This is a genomic window from Caballeronia sp. GAWG1-5s-s (genome assembly GCF_023631445.1).
In the GTDB taxonomy this organism is placed as follows: Bacteria; Pseudomonadota; Gammaproteobacteria; order Burkholderiales; family Burkholderiaceae; genus Caballeronia.
This window is the reverse complement of record NZ_JALQDC010000028.1, coordinates 278917-300285: the sequence shown is the minus strand read 5'-3', so window position 1 is coordinate 300285 and position 21369 is coordinate 278917. Positions and strand designations below refer to the sequence as shown.

The 21369-nt window shown below is 63.4% G+C and carries 19 protein-coding genes and 1 pseudogene; 12 read left to right on the top strand and 8 right to left on the bottom strand.

All coding sequences use genetic code 11. The features are described from left to right. Window positions 1-3 precede the first annotated feature (3 nt). Both NCR34_RS20715 and NCR34_RS20710 read right to left on the bottom strand, forming a co-directional pair. Window positions 4-1581: an MDR family MFS transporter gene (locus tag NCR34_RS20715; RefSeq protein ID WP_248324450.1), complete on the bottom strand. Its 1578-nt coding sequence runs from the start codon at window positions 1579-1581 to the stop codon at window positions 4-6. After that, window positions 1574-2704, bottom strand: coding sequence for an HlyD family secretion protein (locus NCR34_RS20710; protein WP_248324449.1), 1131 nt, complete (start codon window positions 2702-2704; stop codon window positions 1574-1576). Before NCR34_RS20710 ends, NCR34_RS20715 begins: the two co-directional genes overlap by 8 nt. A gap of 166 nt (window positions 2705-2870) precedes the next feature. Here NCR34_RS20710 and NCR34_RS20705 point away from each other — a divergent pair, with 166 nt between their 5' ends. The 4 genes from NCR34_RS20705 to NCR34_RS20690 all read left to right on the top strand — a co-directional run bounded on the left by NCR34_RS20705 (window position 2871) and on the right by NCR34_RS20690 (window position 7065). Further along, window positions 2871-3524, top strand: a complete 654-nt coding sequence (locus tag NCR34_RS20705; RefSeq protein WP_248324448.1) for a TetR/AcrR family transcriptional regulator — start codon at window positions 2871-2873, stop codon at window positions 3522-3524. Between the two features lie 220 nt (window positions 3525-3744). Next, window positions 3745-4437 (top strand): GlcG/HbpS family heme-binding protein, encoded by a 693-nt coding sequence (locus NCR34_RS20700; RefSeq protein WP_241270105.1) that lies wholly within the window; start codon window positions 3745-3747, stop codon window positions 4435-4437. A gap of 295 nt (window positions 4438-4732) precedes the next feature. Next, window positions 4733-5698 carry a ketopantoate/pantoate/pantothenate transporter PanS gene (panS, locus tag NCR34_RS20695; protein ID WP_175945907.1) on the top strand — a complete coding sequence of 322 codons (966 nt, stop codon included), beginning with the start codon at window positions 4733-4735 and terminating at the stop codon, window positions 5696-5698. A 134-nt stretch (window positions 5699-5832) separates the two neighbouring features. After that, entirely contained in the window at window positions 5833-7065 is a 1233-nt protein-coding gene (locus tag NCR34_RS20690; protein ID WP_248324447.1) for a multidrug effflux MFS transporter, read from the top strand. A 30-nt stretch (window positions 7066-7095) separates the two neighbouring features. On the opposite strand, the gene NCR34_RS20685 is transcribed toward NCR34_RS20690, so the two are convergent. The 5 genes and pseudogenes from NCR34_RS20685 to NCR34_RS20665 form a co-directional block, all read right to left on the bottom strand. Further along, window positions 7096-7872, bottom strand: coding sequence for a MipA/OmpV family protein (locus NCR34_RS20685; RefSeq protein WP_248324446.1), 777 nt, complete (start codon window positions 7870-7872; stop codon window positions 7096-7098). Further along, complete coding sequence (locus tag NCR34_RS20680; protein WP_250501029.1) at window positions 7869-8750, bottom strand: alpha/beta hydrolase; 882 nt, start codon at window positions 8748-8750, stop codon at window positions 7869-7871. The genes NCR34_RS20685 and NCR34_RS20680 overlap by 4 nt, the downstream gene beginning before the upstream one ends. A gap of 2 nt (window positions 8751-8752) precedes the next feature. Next, window positions 8753-9549: pseudogene (locus tag NCR34_RS20675) on the bottom strand (DUF4118 domain-containing protein). Window positions 9550-9772: 223 nt separating this feature from the next. Beyond that, the gene (locus tag NCR34_RS20670) at window positions 9773-10153 is read right to left on the bottom strand and encodes a hypothetical protein (protein ID WP_248324444.1); all 381 of its coding nucleotides are present in this window, start codon (window positions 10151-10153) and stop codon (window positions 9773-9775) included. Window positions 10154-10173: 20 nt separating this feature from the next. After that, window positions 10174-10596: a hypothetical protein gene (locus NCR34_RS20665; RefSeq protein ID WP_248324443.1), complete on the bottom strand. Its 423-nt coding sequence runs from the start codon at window positions 10594-10596 to the stop codon at window positions 10174-10176. Between the two features lie 313 nt (window positions 10597-10909). On the opposite strand from NCR34_RS20665, the gene NCR34_RS20660 reads away from it, so the two are divergent. Then, window positions 10910-13663: a putative bifunctional diguanylate cyclase/phosphodiesterase gene (locus tag NCR34_RS20660; RefSeq protein ID WP_250501028.1), complete on the top strand. Its 2754-nt coding sequence runs from the start codon at window positions 10910-10912 to the stop codon at window positions 13661-13663. A gap of 18 nt (window positions 13664-13681) precedes the next feature. Here the strand turns inward: NCR34_RS20660 and NCR34_RS20655 are convergent, their stop codons facing one another. Then, window positions 13682-13981 carry a hypothetical protein gene (locus NCR34_RS20655; RefSeq protein WP_206470620.1) on the bottom strand — a complete coding sequence of 100 codons (300 nt, stop codon included), beginning with the start codon at window positions 13979-13981 and terminating at the stop codon, window positions 13682-13684. A gap of 352 nt (window positions 13982-14333) precedes the next feature. Here NCR34_RS20655 and NCR34_RS20650 point away from each other — a divergent pair, with 352 nt between their 5' ends. The 7 genes from NCR34_RS20650 to NCR34_RS20620 all read left to right on the top strand — a co-directional run bounded on the left by NCR34_RS20650 (window position 14334) and on the right by NCR34_RS20620 (window position 21027). After that, window positions 14334-14882, top strand: coding sequence for a hypothetical protein (locus NCR34_RS20650; RefSeq protein ID WP_248324441.1), 549 nt, complete (start codon window positions 14334-14336; stop codon window positions 14880-14882). Window positions 14883-14951: 69 nt separating this feature from the next. Continuing rightward, on the top strand, window positions 14952-15503 hold the full coding sequence (locus tag NCR34_RS20645) for a hypothetical protein (protein ID WP_175945927.1): 552 nt from the start codon (window positions 14952-14954) through the stop codon (window positions 15501-15503). A 400-nt stretch (window positions 15504-15903) separates the two neighbouring features. Continuing rightward, window positions 15904-17205: a gallate dioxygenase gene (locus NCR34_RS20640; protein WP_248324440.1), complete on the top strand. Its 1302-nt coding sequence runs from the start codon at window positions 15904-15906 to the stop codon at window positions 17203-17205. A gap of 25 nt (window positions 17206-17230) precedes the next feature. Next, the gene (locus tag NCR34_RS20635) at window positions 17231-18580 is read left to right on the top strand and encodes an MFS transporter (protein ID WP_248324439.1); all 1350 of its coding nucleotides are present in this window, start codon (window positions 17231-17233) and stop codon (window positions 18578-18580) included. A gap of 19 nt (window positions 18581-18599) precedes the next feature. Then, window positions 18600-19625 carry an amidohydrolase family protein gene (locus NCR34_RS20630; RefSeq protein ID WP_248324438.1) on the top strand — a complete coding sequence of 342 codons (1026 nt, stop codon included), beginning with the start codon at window positions 18600-18602 and terminating at the stop codon, window positions 19623-19625. 2 nt (window positions 19626-19627) lie between these two features. Beyond that, on the top strand, window positions 19628-20311 hold the full coding sequence (gene ligK, locus NCR34_RS20625; RefSeq protein WP_284506633.1) for a 4-carboxy-4-hydroxy-2-oxoadipate aldolase/oxaloacetate decarboxylase: 684 nt from the start codon (window positions 19628-19630) through the stop codon (window positions 20309-20311). A 14-nt stretch (window positions 20312-20325) separates the two neighbouring features. After that, on the top strand, window positions 20326-21027 hold the full coding sequence (locus NCR34_RS20620) for a substrate-binding domain-containing protein (protein WP_248324436.1): 702 nt from the start codon (window positions 20326-20328) through the stop codon (window positions 21025-21027). The last annotated feature ends 342 nt before the right edge of the window (window positions 21028-21369 follow it).

Genomic DNA, 21369 nt, shown 5'->3' with positions numbered 1-21369 from the left:
GCTTCAATGTCCGGCGGACGGCGCTTCGCCGGGTTTGAACGACGGCGTTTTCAGCAACATCGCGAGCGGCAGGCAGGCGAGCAGCGCGATGGCGAGCACGTAAAACGTTTCGGAGTACGTCATGACGACGGCTTGCTGGCCGATCTGCATCGAGAGTTGCCCGAGCGCCTGCAACTTCGCGTGCGCCATGTCGCCGGTCTGCGCGAAGAAACTCGCGGCGCTTCCGGCGATGCGCTCCTGCCCGATGACCGAATTCGCCGTCACGGATTCGCGGATGGCCGCGTTATGAAAGTCGTTGCGCCGGTCGATCACCGTGCCGAGGATCGCGAGCCCGACCGAGCCGCCGAGATTGCGCGCCATGTTGTAGAGCCCGGCCGCATCGCCCGATTCTTCGCGCGACACCGCGGCCATCGACGCCTGATTGAGCGGCATCATCGCGAGCATCTGGCCGATGCCGCGCAGAATCTGCGACCAGAAGAAGTCGTGGCCGACGCTCTGCGCGGTCAGCGAAATGTCCAGCAGGCAGCTTCCGGCGAAGCAGAGAAGGCCCGCGATCACGAGCACGCGTGAGTCCACCTTGCCGAGCAGGCGCGGCAGCACCGGCATGATGAGAAACGCGGGCACGCCGGAAATCAGCATGATGGAGCCCGACTGCAGCGCGTTGTAGCCTGCCACGATGCTCAGGAACTGCGGCAGCAGAAACGACACGCAATAGAGTCCGGCGCCGACGGCGAAGACGATCAGAATGACGCTCGCGTAGCGCGGATTGCGCAACAGCGAGAGCCGCACGATCGGGCGCTTCGCAATGACCTGTGACACGGCGATCAGCACCATGCCGAACGCGGCGACGCACGAGAGCAACACGATTTCGCTCGACTCGAACCACTGATTGCGCTGGCCTTCTTCGAGCACGACCGTGAGCGAACTGAGCCCGATAGCGAGACCCGCAATGCCGATCCAGTCGGCCTTGAAGAACGCGTCCCACTGAGACTTCTCGGACGGCAAGCCGGAAAGCAGCAGCGCCACCAGCGCGACGCCCACCGGCAAGTTCAGAAAGAAGCACCACGACCACGAGATGTTTTCGGCGAGCCAGCCGCCGACCACCGGCCCCATGAGCGGGCCGAGCAGCACGATCAGGCCGAAGATGGTCATGCCCACCGGCATCTGCTCGCGCGGCAGCCGCGTGCGGATGATGGTCTGCGCCGTGGGAATCATCGCGCCGCCGGTGAAGCCCTGGCCGATGCGGCCGGCCACCATCATCGGCAGTGAATGCGAAAGGCCGCACATGGCGGAGAACATCGTAAAGAGCACCGCGTTGCCGAGCAGGAAATTGCGCAGACCGAAGACGCGCGTGAGCCACGCGGCGAGCGGGATCATCACGATTTCCGACATCAGATAGCCGGTGGAGATCCACGTGCCTTCGGTGCCGGTCGCGCCGATTTCGCCCTGGATCTGCGGCAGCGCCGAGTTCGTGATGGAGATGTCGAGCGTGGCCATCAGCGCGCCGAGCGCGCCGGCGGTCACGGCGATCCAGTCTGTCGCGGTGGCGCGTGCCGGCGCGTTCGCGCTTGCCTCAGTCATGATGGTTCTCGGCTGCGATGCGCTTGCTGTCATCGGTGGCCGACTTCGTGTCCACGTCGACGGTCACGGACAGGCCCGGCAGCAGGACCTGACGCGTTTGCGGCCCCGTGTCGATGCGAATGCGCACCGGCACGCGCTGCACGATCTTCGTGAAGTTGCCGGTGGCGTTTTCCGGCGGCAACAGCGCGAACTGCGCGCCGGTGCCGGGCGAGAAGCTCTCGACGACGCCGTGCAGCTCGGTGCCCTTCAGCGCATCGACGTGCAGCGTCGCCGGCTGGCCGACGCGCATGCGGCCCACTTGCGTTTCCTTGAAGTTCGCTTCGAGATACACGCTCTGCACCGGCACCACCGTCATCAGACGCGTGCCCGGCTGCACGTACTGGCCGACGCGCACGGTGCGGTCGCCGACGCGCCCGGCGAGCGGGCTATACAGCGTGGTGTCGTTGAGATCGAGCTTCGACTGGTTCATCTGCGCCTCTGCGGCTTCCATCTGCGCGCGGGCCTGCACGATCTGCGCCTCGGTCGCGCCGATTTGCGTGGCCGCCGAGCGTGCCGCAGCCAGATTCGCGGCAAGCGTCGCGCGAGCCTGATCGCGCGTGCTCACGAGGCTCGCGAGCCGCTCCTCGGTTTCCGCCCCGGTGGCGACGAGCGGCCGATAACGGCGCACGTCGTCTTCGGCATGCGCGAGGCTCACGCGCGATACCTCGGCTTGCGCTTTGGCCTGGTCGGCATTCGCGTGCTGCTGCTTGAGTTCCGCCTCGGCTCGCTGGATGTCGGCGGCGCGCGCATCGAGCGTGGCCTTGGCCTGATCGAGCGACGCCTGATACTGGCGGGTATCGAGCCGCGCGAGCGGTGCGCCCGCCGCCACCGCCTGATTGTCGGCGACGAGCACGTCGGTCACGTAACCGGCTACCTTCGGCGCGATGGTCACGCTGTCTGCCTGAAGATACGCGTCGTCCGTGCTCTCGATGAAGCGGCCGACCGTCCACCAGCGCAGTCCCCAGATCAGGCCCGCGACAATGGCGATGATGCCGACGATGAGCAACAGCACGCGTCGCCGCGACGATTTGCGTTGGGTCGACTCGTTCGATTCGCCGCCCTGTGCAGGTGCTGTAACTGCCATGATTTCTCCAACCTCGATATGACCGCGCTGCAAGGCGGCCGTAATGAACCTGCATCCGATGGCGCGGCCGCGACATTTGCGGCACGCTCGCCAAACTAGACGGCATCGTCTAGTATGCATGATTGTAGACGGATGCGTCTAGTTTCGTTCGACGATTGGAGACCCGATGACGAAGTCACAGGATCACGACCCGCATGCGCCTGAACGCGCGAACAGCGCGCGTTCGCCATTGCAGGCGCGCGGGCGCGCGCGCATCGAGTCGGTGCTCGACGCGACGGCCGATCTGATTGTGGAAAAAGGTCTCGCCGGCGTGACCATGCATGGCGTAGCCCGCAGCGCGCAGACGCCGATCGGCTCGATGTATCACTTCTTTCCGGACCGCGAGAGTCTCTTGAGCGCGCTCTGGGACCGGCACAAAGCGGCGATGGGCGAGATCGACGACGCGCTCGATAAGATCGACACCGAGACGTGGCGCACGTTGTCGTCGGAGGCGGTGATCGACCGCATCATGACGCCTTACATCACGTATCTGGAGCAGCACCCGGATTGCCTCATCCTCATGTCCGTCATGCCGCACGACGACAAGACCAAGCGCGAGTCCGGCACGCTCCGGAAGGTGATCGACGTGCGCATGGCGAGCGTGAAGCCCGCCGAGCGCGCGCTTTACGTCGACATGTTGCGCGCGCTCGCGAGCGGCGCGCTCGCCATCAAGCTGCGTCCCGCGATGGGCGACGTGCAACTCGCGAAGCGCTATCTACGCGAGGTCAAGCGGGCGCTGGCGGCCTATCTCGCCGTGGTGGAAGCGTCCGTGTCGGGCTGACTTTCTTCCGATTACAGCGCGCTTTCTACGAGCCTTGCGTAGGCAGCGCGCGCTTCTTCGTTCAGGGTTTACGACGAAGAAACAACGTTCGTTCTATTCACTAAGGCATCCTATCTTGTTAGGCAGCGATCGGTTTAGTGCTTCACTCGTGTAGTTAAATCGTGAATACGTCGGGAGAATCGCCATGCGCATGATCGCGTCTTACTCGTTGGCCGCCGCAATGTCCGTTGCACTCGTGTCGCCGCTCGCTCACGCGTACGGCTACGACGACTATCCGCAGGGACGTTGCATGCTTCCCCAAGGAACCGTCTCGCTGGTCGAGAATCAACTGGCCAAAGTCGTCAATGCGGGCGACGGCAACGGCGGCATTTTCAAGCCGAACCGGATGTGGGCCGCGGTCGTGGATCGCGAAGGACACTTGTGCTCCGTCATCAAGACGGGCGACGCGTGGCCCGGCAGTCGCGCCATCGCCATTGCGAAGGCGTACACGGCGAACGGCTTCTCCAACGATGCGCTCGCGCTCTCCACGGCGAATCTCTACGCGGCCACGCAGCCGGGCGGCTCGCTCTACGGTCTGAACAACTCGAATCCGTTCGATGCGCGCTTTCTGGAACACGGCAGCGGCATCGGGCGCACGCTCGGCGGCGTAATCACCTTCGGCGGCGGCGTGGCGCTCTATGCGGGCGGAAAGGTGATCGGCGGTCTGGGCGTGAGCGGCGACAGCGCCTGCGCGGATCATGCGATCGCATACCGCATGCGCAAGCTCGCGGGACTCGGCAACGTGCCGCGCGGGCAGGGGCCGAACAACACTGACAACATCATCTATTCGACGGGCGCCTCGCCGATGGGATTCGAACATCCCCACTGCTTTCCGACCGATCTGAGCCCCGCAGCCATCGAGTCGACGCGCTGAATCGGCATCGCCTGTCAGGGCGGTGCGCGGACTTCGGGCGGGCGCCGGTAAAATACGGGCCTTGCCCGCCAAATGGCCGCGTCGCGCGTGACCCGCGCGGCGCGGCATCGTCAACGGGCATTCGCCCCACGAAGGCAAGCATTTCGTCCCACACGCGGCCCGCAACCCACGCCGCGCTTTGCCATCCGACGCAGCGAAACGTGTCGCCGTGACGCCTTCCGGGCATCACGCGCCGGCTGCTGCGCTCGACGTTCGCCCAGAACATACACGCCACGACATTCGAGGACCGCACCACATGCTTGCCCGCATTACCCGTCTTTTCCCGCTTTGGGCCGTACTTGCTTCGGTTGCCGCGTACTTCTCGCCGTCATCGGTCACCGGCATCGCGCCGCACGTGACGACGCTGCTCACCATCATCATGCTGTCGATGGGCGTGACGCTTTCCATCGACGATTTCCGGCGCGTCTTCACGCGTCCGGCGCCGGTCGTCGCCGGCATCGTGCTGCACTATCTCGTGATGCCGCTCGCCGCCTGGGTTATCGCCAAGGCGCTGCGCATGCCGCCCGATCTCACCGCGGGCATGGTGCTCGTCGGCAGCGTCGCGAGCGGCACGGCGTCGAACGTGATGATCTATCTGGCGCGCGGCGATGTCGCGCTCTCGGTGACGATCAGCGCGCTCTCCACGCTCGTCGGCGTGTTCGCGACGCCGCTGCTCACGCGCCTTTATGTCGACGCGTCCATCGCCGTGGACGTCCACGGCATGCTCATGAGCATTCTGCAGATCGTCGCCCTGCCGATCATCGTCGGGCTGATCGTGAATCATTTCTTCGGCAAGCTGGTGCGCAAGATCGAGCCGGTGCTGCCGCTCGTGTCGATGGTGTCGATCCTGCTGATCATCGCGGCGGTGGTCGGCGGAACGCAGAAGAGCATCGCGTCGGTCGGCGTCGTCGTGGCGCTCGGCGTGGTGCTGCACAACGGCATCGGATTGCTCGGCGGCTACTGGGGCGGGCGTCTGCTCGGTTTCGACGAAGCCGTTTGCCGCACGCTGGCGATCGAAGTGGGCATGCAGAACTCGGGTCTCGCCGCGACGCTCGGCAAGCTCTACTTCACACCGATTGCCGCGCTGCCCGGCGCGCTCTTTTCCGTGTGGCACAACCTGTCGGGCTCCATGCTCGCGGGCCACTGGGCGGGGCGTCCGGCGAAAGGATCGACCCGCGATGCCGACGCGCAACGCGTCGCCGCTAACCGCAGCGGCGCATAGCGGACGTGGCGCCTTCGGCGGCATCGCGCGATGACAGGCAGAATACGCGCTGACGCCGCTTCCAAGCCTCATTCCATCTGAACCGGCGGATGCCTCGTCACGGCATCCGCTCCTTCGTCGCTTTCGTCGCTTTCATGAACCCTGCTCATCTGGACGGCACGTTCGTCGCCGCGCGCCCGGCGAACTCGCCGCGCTTTCTGCTGTTCCTCGTGTGTCTGTTCGCATCGGCAGGGCAGCTTGCCATCGACATCTACGTGCCCGCGCTGCCCGCGATGGCGCGCTATTTCGCGACCTCGCCGCAAGCGATCCAGTCGAGCGTCTCGGGCTACATGGCGGCCTACGCGCTCGGCCAACTGACGCTCGGACCGGTGGCGGACGCATACGGCCGCAAGCGCGTGCTCGCGTTCGGCCTTGTCGTCTTCACGCTCGGCTGCCTGCTGTCGCTCGCCGCGACGAACCTCGAAACGTTTCTTATCGCGCGCTGCCTGCAAGGCTTCGGCATTGCGGCGACGAATCTGCTCGCGAAGGCCATCATCACCGATTCGTTCTCGGGCCACGCGTTGATGCACGCGTTCACGTATATCTCGATCGCGTGGGGGCTCGCCCCGATTGTCGCGCCTGTGATCGGCGCGCATCTGCAGACCGCGTTCGGCTGGAAGGCGTGCCTCGTCTTCCTGCTCATTTATTCGATCGTGATGTGGGCGCTCGTATGGCGTTATCGCGAGACGTTGCGGCGGCCGGTGCGGCTCGAGCCTCGCACGCTGATGGCGAACGCGGGCAAGGTGCTCGCAAGTCCGGTGTTTCAGAGCTGCTTTCTCGCGCAGGGCCTCTGCTACAGCATTCTGCTGGTGTTCAATATCGTCGGACCGTTCATGGTCCAGAACACGCTGCACAAGCCGCCGACGTACTTCGGTTATCTCGCGCTCGGCATCGGCATGATGTACTTCTTCGGCGGCTTGTCGAACCGCGTGCATGGTCCGCGTCTGCCGAGCGCCGAAGCGCGGCTGCGCATCGGCTCATGGACAATGGCGGCTGCGTCGGCCGTCATGCTGCTGCTCGCGTTGACCGTCGGCCTTCGCGTATGGACGCTCGCGCTGCCCGTGCTCGTGATGGGCTTTTGCGCCGGCGCGATGTATCCGACGCTCATGGCGAAAGGCAATTCGCTGTTCCCGCACATCGCGGGGCTGACGAGCGCGATTCTAGGTTGCGCGCTGCTGCTTGTTTCGTCGGCGATGATGGGACTCGCGGGCTTCGTCTCGGTGCAGGTGCTGACGCCGCTCGCCGCGTTCTTCGTGCTGGTCGGAATGACCGTCGTATGGATGGTGGGCAAGCTGCTGCGCCATCTGGAAACGCAGGCCAACGCCTAGTCTCGCGCGACTATCGCTCGCCTCGCGGCATCAGAAGTGATATGCAACAGACGCCACGCCGTTGAGATCGAGACGGCGCTCGGTGATCGGACTGCCGCCGGCATATTTTTCGAGGCGTCCGATTTGCGCCGTGACATCGGCGGACCAGTGCGCGTTCATCGTGTAGGTAGCGTTCAGGCCGAGGTGGATATCGCGCAAGCCGGAACGCGTCGCGTACTGAGGCAAGCCCGACGCGGCGCTTTCCTGCGCGCTGACGCCGAAAAACGTCCTCGTATAAGCCGCGTTCGCCCACGTCAGACCCGGTCCGACGGAGAGCAAGAGCTTGCCCAACGGAGCCGACATATAGAGATCCGTCATCGCGGTGAGACCTTGCCCCGTTCCGGCTATATCCTGATATACGGCAGCCGCGCCCGTGAACGCCCACCACGTGTAGTCTGCAAAAAGCCGCAGCTTGGGGCCGTAGTGGACATCAGGCAAGCCCTTCAGACGGGAGTCGTCGGAGGCGGATTGCGATTGGAAATCGAAGCTCAGCGACGCACCGACGTGATAGTTCTCGCCCTTCAACGCATTCACGCCGAGCACGTCCGGGCCTTGCGAGAAGATGCGTTCCTTCCACGATATGTCCTGAACCGGGAACGGCAGGACCTGCAATTTCGACGAGCCGGGATACTTCGGAAAGACATACAGGCCGGGCCCGATCGACACCTTCCAGTCACTGGCGGGCGGCGGCTCATCAGCGTTCGCCGCGTGCGCAGTGGCCGTTAGCAGGAGGGCGAGTGCCGCCGCGACCGCGCACGTGCGATTCATGCTTTCCTCGCAACGGTCGCCAGTTGCCGCAACCGGCGCGCGAGGGCGCGCGACACGACCGGCGTCGGCGCATGGTTCGATTCCGACGCTGCCGCGCTTTCGCGCAAGAAGAGCGCGCATTCCCGCGCGACGACTTCGCGCTCGTTATCCGATGTGATCATGTGATATGAATCGTCGAGCCAGATCGTGCGGAGGAACGACGCCCCGACGTTCTTGCCGACGAAGCGGGCGTTATGCGGGCTCGACGTCTCGTCGTCGATGGCGTGAATGATGAGGCAGTCCGTCGTGATGCCCTTGAGCTCCTTGCGCACCGCGTGAGCGAGGCGGCTCGCTTCGTGCAGCGCCGGCATGGCGATGGACGCGGGACCGACCTCACTGATTTCATTCTTCTGCATTGCGCGCGCGATCTTCGAGCGCAACGCCTCGTTGCGCAGGCCGTACGGCTCCTCTTCGCGATAACGGTAGCGCGAGCGCAACGGCGTGTAGTAGAGATAGTCGAGCAGAAAGCGGTACCACGGTATCGCCCAGCCGTCATAGTCGAGCGTGACCGACAGCAGCAACAACGCGCGCGCGTCCGGGCGTCGTTGCGCGACGGCGGCTGCGAGCGTCGCGCCCATCGAAAGCCCGCATACGGAAACGTGGCGATAGCGGGCGGCGAGCGCGTCGAACTCGTTGATGGCCGCATCGATCCATCCTTCCATCGCTTCGTGTCCGGTGCCCGCGCTGTATCCGCGCAATTCCGGCGTATGCGTCGCGAAACCTTCGTCGGCGAGAAATCGCGCGAGGAAACGCAGTTCGAGCGGCGAACTGGAGAGGCCGTGCAGAAGTAAAACGGCGTGATCGTGGCCGTGTGCCGACGAAAACTCGGGCGCGTTCATAGTCAGTCTTCTGCTCGCAGAATCAGGAAGTCGCCCGACGGCGTGACGAAGCGCTCGCACACGCACTCGACGGGTTGCCAGTCCTCGCGTCCGCCGGACCGGAAACGGATGCGGTGATGCCCCGGCGTCAGGCGAACGCTTACGCGGGCAAGATCCTCCTCGTGCGCCTCGGCATGCTTCGTCCCGTACGCGATGCCTGAGCCGAACGATGTGTCGTCGAAGACGCCGTTGCGCGTGGCAGTCGCCGCGGCCACGACACTGCCGGGCGACACGCCGTTCGCCAGGTCGAGCGCCTTGATGACGACGAGCGAGCGATTGTATTGCGCGATGTGATGCAGCATGCGATGCATTTCGTCCGTGGCGCGACGCGCGATGAGCCGCTCGTTGTCGTGACGCAGCAGCATTTCATAGCGCGACTGCGCGACCGCCGCGAGCAGCTCGGCGCGATACTGCGCGCGTCGCAAGCGCTCATGAGCGTGATGACGACGATCGTGATGAGCGGATAGGAGATGAGCAGCCGGAAGTCGGAAGCGTCGATGACGTCGATGCGCCCGTACGGCGCCACGAACAGATAGTCGGCGATCACGAGTCCGGCCAACATCACGAACGAGGCGGGCGCGAGGCCGCAATAGTACTGAACGAGCGCCGCAGCGATCAGGAAAGCCGCGCCGGGCATGACGGGACCGAGCAACGGGTGCAGCATCGTTCTGATGATGCCGGCGGCAAAAAGTGCTGCTCCGGCGATGAGCCACCTCTTTGCTCCGCGCGGCGCCCACCGTCTGGAGTTTTTGATTTGCATGCGTTCGACGCGATTTTGATGTTCTTTGCCTGGCCCGGGCGATAGAGCGGGACGCTTGCCGCGCAGTCAGATCGAGAGCGGTGCGTAGTATCGTGCGATTATAGGGTTCTTGTTGATCGCCGAATTCCCAGAACTGGGGGTTGATCTGACTGCTTATCGCCGATTAGGACGATGCCGAGGCACGGGCATGAAGGCGCGGCCCTTGTCGCCGCGCCTTGCGCCGTCAAACCATCGCGTCCTCGGTCAGCGCTATGGCGTGACGCTTGGCCACAGCAGAAAGCTGAAGCGGCCAGTCTGCGACGTCCCCTGCATCATGCAGATCTTCCAGGTCGTGAAGTAGCGCTAACGTTTCCGCGCGATAGACGTCGACACCGGACATCGCCAGCGCGCGCAGTAGCGGACCGTCTTGCCCCGCCTTGTAATAGCTGATTCCGAGGCCTTCCAGCGGATGACCGTAGTGCGCGTCATCGATCAGGATGCCGATCGCGCATCGGCGGCCGTCTTGCCCGCGCAGGCGGCAGGTTCCGTCGTCATCCACGGATAAGGCCTGCTGCGCAAGCAGATGCGACCGCACTTTCGCGAAGATTTCCGTCAGGTCTTTCATGATGCGTTGCCTTTGATTCACTAGGCGGCGCGCTGCAAGCGCTCGGCCGAGAGGCCAAATTGGCGCGCGATGGAACGCAGGCGGTCCTCCCACTCCCAGATGCCGAAAACGTCGTGTACGTTCTGCAAGCAGCTCAACAGTTCGACCGTTTCTGGTGAGAACACGTTGATCCTTGCCCGCAAGAGCGCCTTTCTGAGCGCGGCGACGCCCACATCCATATAAGCCGGAACGCGCGTCGGGTCCGCGAGAATGAAGCGCACCGGCACGCCTTCCATGGCAGTGCGATAGTCGCCCGGCCGCACCAGCGCGCCGACGGGACAGCCACCGCATCGTCCGCGGTAAGCACCACCGCCTCGCGGCAGCAGCGAAGCCGATCCTTGCGTGAGAAGGTGGTCGATGCTTCGTTCAAAGATTTCCTGATGCGAGAGAAACGTTTGCGACATGGTGTGCTCCGACGAGAAGTGGTGCCTGAGTATCGTCGGAAGGAACGACGCCGCGCATTGATGAAAACCCTGTTTTACCGATGATCGCGCACATGACCGGCACGATTTACTCGTTCGCGTTTCGCGGCCTCGCGAAACGGACGACTCCTGACTTAACTAAACGGATAAGCAGCCGATAAGAGTGTTCGGAGATAGGCCGTTCCTTAAGTGGTCTACGGCAGTCGGACGAGCCAGGTGCGATTCGAAGCGGCATTCGCATTCAAGGCATCGCATCGCGCACTACTACAAAAGATTTGGCGTTCGGCAAGTGGCAATGAAAAAAGACGTGCGGCGGTTCGTGCGGGGCCTTCGAGGCTCCAAAAGAGGCCGGCTTTTCGGAGCGGTCATCTTTCTGTTTGCAGTTGCGTCGTTCGCTGCGCTGACGTGCTATTTCGCGGCGAGATCGCGATCGCAACAGGAAGACGCGCTGCGACAAGCGCTCACGGTCAGTTCGCAACTGGAACTGATCGCCAATCTGCATATCGACGCGAACGCGGACTTCCTCACCGGCGTCGGCAGCGCGCGGTTTCGATCGCTCGCCTGGCCGGTGTCGCGTGCCGTCGAAGCCATGCGCTCGTACGATCTGCTTCAGCGCTTCCTGAACGACGACGAGGCATCGTTCTATCAGCTATCGACGCTGCGCAGAGACACCAGCCTGTGGGCATCGCAACTCGACCTGGCCGCGACGAGCGCGCGCGGCCCTGGCGCGAGCCGAGGCGTCGATTCGACGCAACTGGAGAAGGCCAACAAGACGCTTCAGTCGATCATGCATGGGCTCTCCGAACTGCAACTGGCGCAGAGGTCGAAGCTCGCAACGATGCAACTCACGGCGGAAGCGCAACTGGTTCGGCAGAAGGTCACGTTCGCCGTCGCGCTCGCCACGGGTTTGATCTTGCTGGCTTACGCGCTCGTGATCGCGCACCGCGCGTCGCTCGCGAGCAGCGCGGCCAGGATCGTTGCGAGGGAAGCACATGACCGCTTTATCGAGTACTTCGCGCAGCATCCGCTGGCAATGCTCATCTTCGACATTCATACGGGACGCGTGCTCACCGCCAACGCAGCGGCGCAGCGTCAGTACGGAGGCAGTCTCAGCGAGCTGATGCAGATTACCGCCGACGACCTGCGTCCGCCGGAGGATAGACAGCAATTCCGGCAAGACCTGGAGATGTATATCGCGGCAAGCGCGCCGGCAGGGTCGGGCGGCGTGCGCAGGCATACGCGTCTGGACGGTCACATCATTCATGTCGATGTCTCGTACCATCTTCTGAACTATGCCGGCCATGAAGCGTGTTTCGTCACGGCAGCCGACGTCAGCGCGCACGAACTGGCAAGACAGGAGTTGAGGATTCGCAGTCGAGCGCTGGACGCGTCGGACAATGCCGTCGTCCTTCTGCAAACCACCACCGAAGACGCTGTGCAGGTGATCTACGCGAACCCTGCGTTTCAGCGGCTCACGGGGCTGCCTGTCGCGGACGTTCTCGGCAAAGAAGCGGCCGACGTCCTGCCCGGAAGCATGAATGACGCGGCTTTGCTCGATGCCACGTCATCGACTGCGGATCGTCTCAAAGCCGCGACGGTCGTCGAGGGACGCCGTCGAGACGGATCGCGATTCTGGGCGCAGCGTCAGATATCGCCCGTGCTCGACGAGCATGGGCGAACGACACACACGGTCGCCGTGTTCAGCGACATCACGGACCGGATCAGGGATCAGGAGCAATTGCAGTTGCAGGCAAGCCTCGATCCGTTGACCGGGTTGCTCAATCGGTCTGCGTTATATGCACGGTTGTCAGACCTGCTCTGCACGGCCTCGACGTCAGCCTGTCAGATAGCGATCCTCTTCATCGACCTCGATAACTTCAAGGAGATCAACGATTCGCTGGGCCATGTGTGCGGCGACGAGGTCATCAAGGAGGTCGCGCGGCGACTATCGCGCAGCGTCGGCGAGTACGACGTCGTGGCGCGCTTTGCCGGCGACGAGTTCGTCGCGTTGCTTGTCGGGCGCTCGGGTATCGACGAACTGATCGGCAGGGCGAAGGCGCTGCATGCGTCGGTGAACGCGAATCTGCGCGTGGGCGGTGAGTGCGTCGCTTCGAACGCGAGCGCTGGAGTAGCCATTTTCCCCGATCACGCGATTGACGCCAGCACGCTGATTCGCTACGCCGATGCGGCGATGTATCACGCGAAGCGTTCCCGGCAGAGCGCGCTCGTGGTCTACGACGAGTCGATTGCGACCGCCGACGCCGAGCGTGTCGAGCTCGCGAAGCATCTCAGCCGTGCCGCTCAGACCGATGCGTTGCGGCTGGTTTTTCAACCGCGTGTCGCGTTGGAGAGTGGCCAACCGGTCGCATTCGAAGCGCTGTTGCGATGGTTCGATGGTGAGCGCGGACTCGTTAGCCCCGCTGTCTTCATACCGCTCGCCGAGGAGAATGGGCTGATCGTGCCGATAGGCGAGTGGGTGTTCGAACAGGCATGTCTTCAGGCAAAAGACTGGGCGCGGGATTATTCGGACATCGTCGTTTCGATCAACGTGTCGGCCATGCAGTTTCTGCATTCCGACTTCGCAAGCACGGTGGAGAGGACGCTTGCGAAGGTCGGCGTCAGTCCGCGCAACATCGAACTCGAAGTGACCGAGAGCGTGTTGATGACGCCGGCCGCCCTTGTCGCGCTCAACGCGATCAGACGAATGGGCGTATCGATCGCGATCGACGACTTCGGCACAGGCTTCTCGAGCCTCAATTACATTCGGGAGTTCAAGCCCGACTGCATCAAGCTCGACCGGTCGTTCGTTCAGGGCATCGGTAAGTCGACGATCGATGAGGTCATCGTCAAGGCCGTGCTGGCGATGGCCCATACGTTGAGGATGCGTGTCGTCGCCGAGGGTGTCGAGACCATCGAACAATTTGCCTTCCTCGCCGACAACGAGTGCGACGAAGTACAGGGCTTCCTCACCGGACGCCCGATGCCTGCGCCGCAGGCGCGCCAGGCGCTGAGCAGGTCCGGGAATGAGGCCGTCGAAGCGTTTGCGTAGAACCGCTACCGAATACGCTCAGTCGCGCGGCGGGACGTTTGCCTTGTTGCCGGCGAGCGGCGCGCCATAGCCGCCGTCGTTCGCATTGTTGGGCAGGCCGTTGACCATCTGTGCGCGGGGGTCCGCCGGGTTGAGGTTCAACTCGCCTGCTTGCACGTTGCCGTGCGACGGATATTCGCTGCCGAGCGGCGCGTTCGGCATCAGCTTCGGGTTGTTGTGGGGCGCGCGCATATCCGTCTCCGGGCTCGGATGCGACTGCGCCAGAGCGAACGGCGTTGCAACGCACAATGCGGCGAACACAAGCACTAGCTGTTTCATGACTGGCTCCCGTTGCGTAGTCCAGTATAGGTGCTCCGGTGCCGGCATCCACGGATACCCCTACGGACGAGCAGACCAGCGTTTGTCATACGGTCCTTCATGCGGCGCAGCAGTATCGCATGTGCTTCCTTCGGTCATCTAAGCGCGCACCGACCGTCTCACATCGGCTAGCAATAATCGAATAGTTCGACCGTGCTAAACGAAGACTCTCAGCTCGACGAAGCGTCAGCCTGTTTGTGCGTTCTGACTCTTTTACTTTGCAATACGTCGCAGTCGTTCTATCCTAACGCATACGGTTGCCCGATCGCTTGCTCATTCGGCAATGCCCGCAACTGACATAAGAGGTGGAGACATGCGTGCTTTCGTCGTTTCAGTCTTATTGCTGCTGCAATTGACGGCTTCCTTCGCGGGCGAGACGCCCCTGGTGTTCGACGCGCAAGGCAAGTTCGTCGGACCACTGGACGATTACGGCGGGCCCGGCCTTTATCTCACCGTCAATGGCGCGATCGCATTCGTGCCCATCGAGCGCGTGATCGTCTCGGGCGACGGCGGGCCGCAGACCGTTTATTCGGCGACGCAATTCAGATGGTCGGGCATGAACGTAGCCGACTTCACGTCGACGGACTGCAGCGGCACGCCGGTCATCACATTGACGACAGGCGTGCGGCCATCGACCACCATACGGCTAGGCCACGACGTCACGTTGTACGTCGCGCCTGCCACCAACTCCGCGCCGATCCTGATCGGGTCCGTGCGGTCGGGTCCGACCTTTACCTGCGCGGCATCGGGCACGCCAGTCACGGAATACGGCTGGCCGACCGAGAGCACCTTCTCGCTGACCGGCGCCTATCCCGAGCCGCTCACCGTACGCATTCCGACCGGCAACACGCCCGCGCGGTGAGGCTAGCCGAAGGACTTCGCAACAAGCGCGTCCCCACTGAACCATGACTATGGGCTTGAGGTGCATGCCATGCGCAGAATGATTCTGTTGACGCTGCTGTGCTCGGGCGCGATGACGTCGTTTGCCGATGAAGTCGAGCACCACCATCATCATCGGCACGTACTCCGTGTCTTCGACGCGAACGGGAAGGAAGTCGGCCCATTGAAATACGCGGGAGGCAGCGCCGGTGTCTTCCAGTCGGTGAACGGGGCGCCGGTCTTCGTGCCGATCATGCGGCGGCAAGTCTCCGGCACCGGCAACAAGATCGTCTATTCGGCGACCGAGTTCACGTGGGGATGGTATTTCATGAACCAGTTCTATTCGAGCGATTGCAGTGGCGCGCCGCTCATCCCCAGCACGACTGCATCGCGGCCCGCGTTTGCAGTGAGAAAAGGCTCGGACGTCACGGTGTATGTCGCGCCGGAAACGAACTCGCAATTCCTGACCGTCTCGTCGTACACCCTGGGCACCAACGGACAATGCCAGCGCTATAACCCGCCCATCACGGCGGCGGGCTGGCCGGTCGACTCCAGCTGCGTGATTACACAGGAACATCCCGAGCCGTTGACGATTCACTACTGATGCACTCATGACACGGTCGGCGCGGACGAGAAGTCTCGCGTTTCGCGACGACAACGGATCGCTCGACGTCGACTCCTCGCGATCGAAACAACGCCACCACTGGTGAAGGTCCGGTTCTCGAACAACCGGCCGTTCGCCGTCCCCTTGCGTCCTTTTTGTCCGGCCATCGGTTTTATTTATCGCGCCGCTCGAATCGTAGCGTCGAAACCCCGCCCGCAAGCCCGCGCCGGCCGGTCGTCCATCATCTTCGCTGCGTCCCGTCTCTCCCCGACTCATGGTTTACGCGCAGTACCGCGCGTGCCGTGCGGCCCGTATCGTCGGCTCACGTTCTCGCAACATACCGGGCCGCGTGCATTCCACGAGCGCCTGATTGCCCGGCACCTCACGGAGCACCTTCGACATGGCCCGCATCATCGGTGGCATCGCCGCCTCGCACACGCCCACCATCGGCTTCGCATTCGACAAGAACAAGCGCGACGACCCCGTCTGGGCGCCGATCTTCGAAAACTTCGCGCCGCTCGCGAAGTGGCTGGAAGAGAAGCGCCCCGATGTGATCCTGACCATCTATAACGATCACGTCACGTCTTTCTTCTTCGATCATTACTCGGCGTTCGCATTGGGCGTAGGTCCCGAATGGCACGTCGCGGACGAAGGCGGCGGCGCGCGCGATCTTCCGCCGATCAAGGGACATCCTGCGCTTGCCGCGCACATCGGCAGCTCGCTGATGACCGACGAGTTCGACATGTCGTTCTTCCAGAACAAGGCGCTCGATCACGGCTGCTTCTCGCCGCTGTCGATGCTGTGCCCGCACAAGCCCGAGTGGCCCGTGAAGATCGTGCCGCTGCAAATGGGCGTGCTGCAATTGCCGATACCGAGCGCGCGACGCTTCTACAAGCTCGGTCAGGCGCTGCGGCGCGCCATCGAAAGCTATCCGGAGGACATCAAGGTCGCGATTCTCGCGACGGGCGGTCTTTCGCATCAGGTGCATGGCGAACGCGCCGGCTTCAACAACACCGAATGGGACCAGCGCTTCCTCGATCTCTTCGAACGCGATCCCGAACAACTCGCGCAGATGACGATTGCCGAGTACGCGGAACTGGGCGGCTACGAAGGCGCGGAAGTCATCATGTGGCTGACCATGCGCGGCGCGCTGTCGTCGAGCGTGGTCTGCAAGCATCGCAGCTACTACTTGCCGTCGATGGCCGGCATCGCGACGGCCATCTACGAAGGCGAGGACAGCGAGACGAAGCCCGCGATCATCGAGCGGCATCGTCAGCGCATGGCGATCGAATTGACCGACGTCGAGAAGCTGCAAGGCACGTATCCGTTCAGCATCGAAACGGCGGTGCGTGCGTATCGCATCAACGATTATCTGCATCGCATGGTCGAGCCCGCGCATCGCGAAGCCTTTCAGCAAGACCCCGAGGCGAGCTTCGAGGCCGCCGGTCTCAGCGAAGAAGAACGCGACATGATCCGCCGCCGCGACTGGCGCGCGCTGCTGCATTACGGCGTGATCTTCTTCATGCTCGAAAAGCTCGGCGCGGTAACGGGCGTGTCGAACCTGCACATCTATGCCGCGATGCGCGGCCAGACGCTCGAAGAATTCCAGAAGACGCGCAATGCGCCGGGCGCGCTGTATTCGGTCGCGGGCAAGGGCGGCGGCAAGCTCGACTGGGACAAGGCGGAGCAGGGCAAACAATAAAACGATAAACGCACGGAGACATCACATGACTAGCGGTAGAACCATCGACATCAAGGCGTTCATCGACGAGCGGCCCATTTCCGCCTACCAGTGGCTGCTGGTGGCGCTGTGCTTTCTCGTGGTGACGGCCGACGGCATGGACGTGGCCATCATGGGCTTCGTCGCGCCGTCGATCATCGCGGACTGGCACATCTCGCGCCCGGCGTTCGGACTCGTGATGAGCGCCGCGCCCATCGGACTCGTGATCGGTGCGCTGGCTGCCGGGCCGGCGTCGGATCGCATCGGGAGAAAAGGAGTCCTGATTACGTCGGTGTTCCTGTTCGGCGTGTTCACCATCGCCACGGCGTTCACCACAACGCCAACGAGCATGGCGTTGCTGCGCGTGCTGACGGGTATCGGCCTCGGCGCCGCGATGCCCAACACCACGACGCTGCTCTCCGAGTACGCGCCGCAACGCAAGCGCGCGCTGCTCATCACCATCATGTTCACGGGCTTCAATCTCGGCTCGGCGTTGATCGGCTTTGTCGCGGGCTGGCTCATTCCGACGCACGGCTGGCGTTCCGTGCTGATCTTCGGCGGCGGCCTGCCGCTCGTGCTGATTCCGCTGCAAATCTGGCTGCTGCCCGAATCGGCGCGTCTCTTAGCGGTGCGCGGCGCGACCTCGCAGAAGATCGGTAAGGTGCTGGGCCGCGTGTGCGGCGCGCGCTTCAAGGGCGATGAAACCTTCGTTTCGACCGAGCCGCCGCTGCCGACCAAGCGCCCCATCGGCGTGCTGTTCTCGCACGGCTATGGTCTTCTGACGGCGGCGCTGTGGGTGACGTACTTCATGGGCCTGCTCGTCATCTATCTGCTCACCGGCTGGCTGCCGACGCTGATGAAAGACGCCGGCCTCACCGTATCGGCGGCGGCGAACATCACGGCCATGTTCCAGATCGGCGGCACCATCGGCGCGATCATCGTCGGCTGGATCATGGACCGCGTGCGCCCCGCGCCGGTCATCAGCGCGGCCTATCTCGGTGGCGCGGTGTGCGTGCTCGGGCTCGCGTGGATCGGCGCGCTGTCGTCGTCGCTCGCCGTACTCGTGTTTGCCGCGGGCTTCTGCATGAGCGGCGCGCAAACCGGTCTCAACGCATTCGCGCCGGGCCGCTATCCGACGGTCGCGCGCGCCACCGGCGTGAGCTGGATGCTTGGCATGGGGCGCTTCGGCAGCATCTTCGGTTCCGCGTTCGGCGGCGCGTTGCTCGGCCTCGGCTGGCAGTTCGGCGCCATCCTCGCGATGCTCGCCATTCCCGCGACGCTCGCAGGCATCGCTATTCTCGTCGCGCAGCGCAGCCGCACGGCCGACGCCGCCCCGCAGACGACAGCCGCACATTAGTCCTGGAGTTGAAGTCACGATGATCATCGACATACACGGCCATTACACGACCGCGCCGAAGGCGCTGGAGGCATGGCGCAACCGGCAGATCGCCGGCATCAAGAATCCGTCGGAGATGCCGCGTCCGTCGGAACTGCATATCAGCGACGACGAACTGCGCGAATCCATCGAAAGCAATCAGTTGCGCCTGATGCGCGAGCGCGGGCTCGATCTCACCATCTTCAGTCCGCGCGCGAGCTTCATGGCGCACCATATCGGCGACTTGGAGGTGTCGAGCACGTGGGCCGCCATCTGCAATGAACTGTGCTATCGCGTGAGCCAGCTTTTTCCCGACAGTTTCATTCCGGCGGCGATGCTTCCGCAGAGCCCCGGCGTCGATGTCGCGACGTGCATACCCGAGCTCGTGAAGTGCGTGGAGCAGTACGGCAACGTGGCGATCAACCTGAACCCCGACCCGTCCGGTGGTCACTGGACGAGCCCGCCGCTTTCCGACCGCTATTGGTACCCGATCTACGAAAAGATGGTCGAGTACGACATCCCCGCGATGATCCATGTCAGCACCAGTTGCAATGCGTGCTTTCACACGACGGGCGCGCACTATTTGAACGCGGACACGACCGCGTTCATGCAGTGCCTCACGTCCGACCTGTTCCGCGATTTCCCGACGCTGCGCTTCGTGATTCCGCATGGCGGCGGCGCGGTGCCTTATCACTGGGGACGCTTCCGCGGGCTCGCGCAGGAACTGAAAAAGCCCTTGCTGAAGGATCATCTGCTGAACAACGTGTTCTTCGACACATGCGTCTATCACCAGCCGGGCATCGACCTGCTTACGCGCGTGATACCGGTCGACAACATTCTTTTCGCCAGTGAAATGATCGGCGCGGTGCGAGGCATCGACCCGGAAACCGGGCACTATTTCGACGATACGAAGCGCTATATCGAAGCGGCGTCGATGCAGCCCGAAGCGCGCCACAAGATCTACGAAGGCAACGCGCGCCGCGTGTATCCGCGCCTCGATGCGGCGCTCAAAGCAAAGGGACGATGAATATGTATGAACTCGGAGTGGTGTATCGAAACATCGATCGCGCCGATGGCGACGCGGCGACGAAGCTCGGCGCGCTCGGCTCGGCCACGGTTCACGAAGCAATGGGCCGCGTCGGTCTGATGAAGCCGTATATGCGCCCGATATACGTCGGCGCGCAAGCGAGCGGCACGGCCGTGACGGTACTCTTGCAACCCGGCGACAACTGGATGCTGCACGTCGCGGCCGAACAGATACAGCCCGGCGATATCGTCGTGGCCGCGTGCACGACCGACAACACCGATGGCTTCTTCGGCGATCTGCTCGCGACGAGCTTCAAGGCGCGTGGCGCGCGGGCGCTCATCATCGACGGCGGCGTGCGCGACGTGCGCGTGCTGACCGAGATGGGCTTCCCCGTCTGGAGCAAGGCGATCTCGGCGAAGGGCACCGTCAAGGCGACGCTCGGCTCGGTCAACATTCCGGTGGTGTGCGCGGGCGCGTGGGTCACGCCGGGCGATGTGATCGTGGCGGACGATGACGGCGTGGTCGTGGTGCCGTCGGCATCGGCGCAAAAGGTGTTGGAAAAGGCCACGGCGCGCGAGGCGCTCGAAGAGGAGAAGCGCGCGAAGCTGGCAAGCGGCGTGCTCGGTCTCGACATGTACAACATGCGCGAGCCGCTGCAACGCGCGGGCCTGCGCTATATCGACTAATGCAAGGATTCGCGATGCACGACACCGCCGCGCCGATCACGGTCATTTCGTCGATGGCGACGCGCCAGGTCCTGAACGATCTCGCCGACGTCTACATGCAGCAAGCCGGGCAGCGCGTGACAATCGAATCGGTCGGCGGGGTCGCGGCGGCACGGCGTATTGAGGATAAGGAAGTGTTCGACACCGTGGTGCTCGCGTCGGACGTGATCGCGCGGCTTGCCGAGGCCGGGCTCGTCCATGCGACAAGCCGCGTAGGCATCGCGCGTTCGGGCATTGCTGTCGCGGTGGCGGCGGGCGCGGAACGTCCTTCGATCGACAGCGGCGCAGCCGTGCGCGAGGCCGTGCTCGCCGCGCGAAGTATCGGCTATTCGACGGGGCCGAGCGGTACGCACCTCATGCGCTTGTTCGAACGATGGGGCATTGCGGACGCGATCGGTTCGCGCATCGTGCAGGCGCCGCCGGGCGTCGCGGTCGGCACGCTTATCGCGCGCGGCGAAGTCGAACTGGGCTTTCAGCAGATGAGCGAGCTGATCGGCGTCGCGGGCGTGGACATCGTCGGTGCGTTGCCGGACGACGTTCAGGCGCTGACCGTGTTCGAAGGCGCCGTGTGCGCGACGACGCGCGCGCCGGTCGAGTCGAGAGACTTGCTTGCGTTCATGGCCGCGCCCGCGAACGATGAAATCAGGCGGCGGTATGGAATGGAGCCTGCGCGGTAGGCGTCCCGAGATGAGCGCACGGCGCGCAATTAATGGCGTCGGCGCTCGCGCAGTTGCGCGTAAAAGCGCGTGAAAATTTCTTCGATGCTTACGCCTTCAGTAAAACGGCTTTCGAACCGATTGACTAGCGGCAAATATAAACAAAATACGCAGTCGACGATTGCTCAGTAGTTTCGGTCATTCCAAAATTAATCTTAGAAACAGTTGATATTAGGCATAAGTCGAATCCAGACCGGTTATCGACTAAAGCCTAATCTAGGCGATGTCCTATTTACAACGCGAACAACATTTAAACGGGCGGAATCTTTCGCTGCCTTACTGTTTCTAATGGGCGCTTTTTGA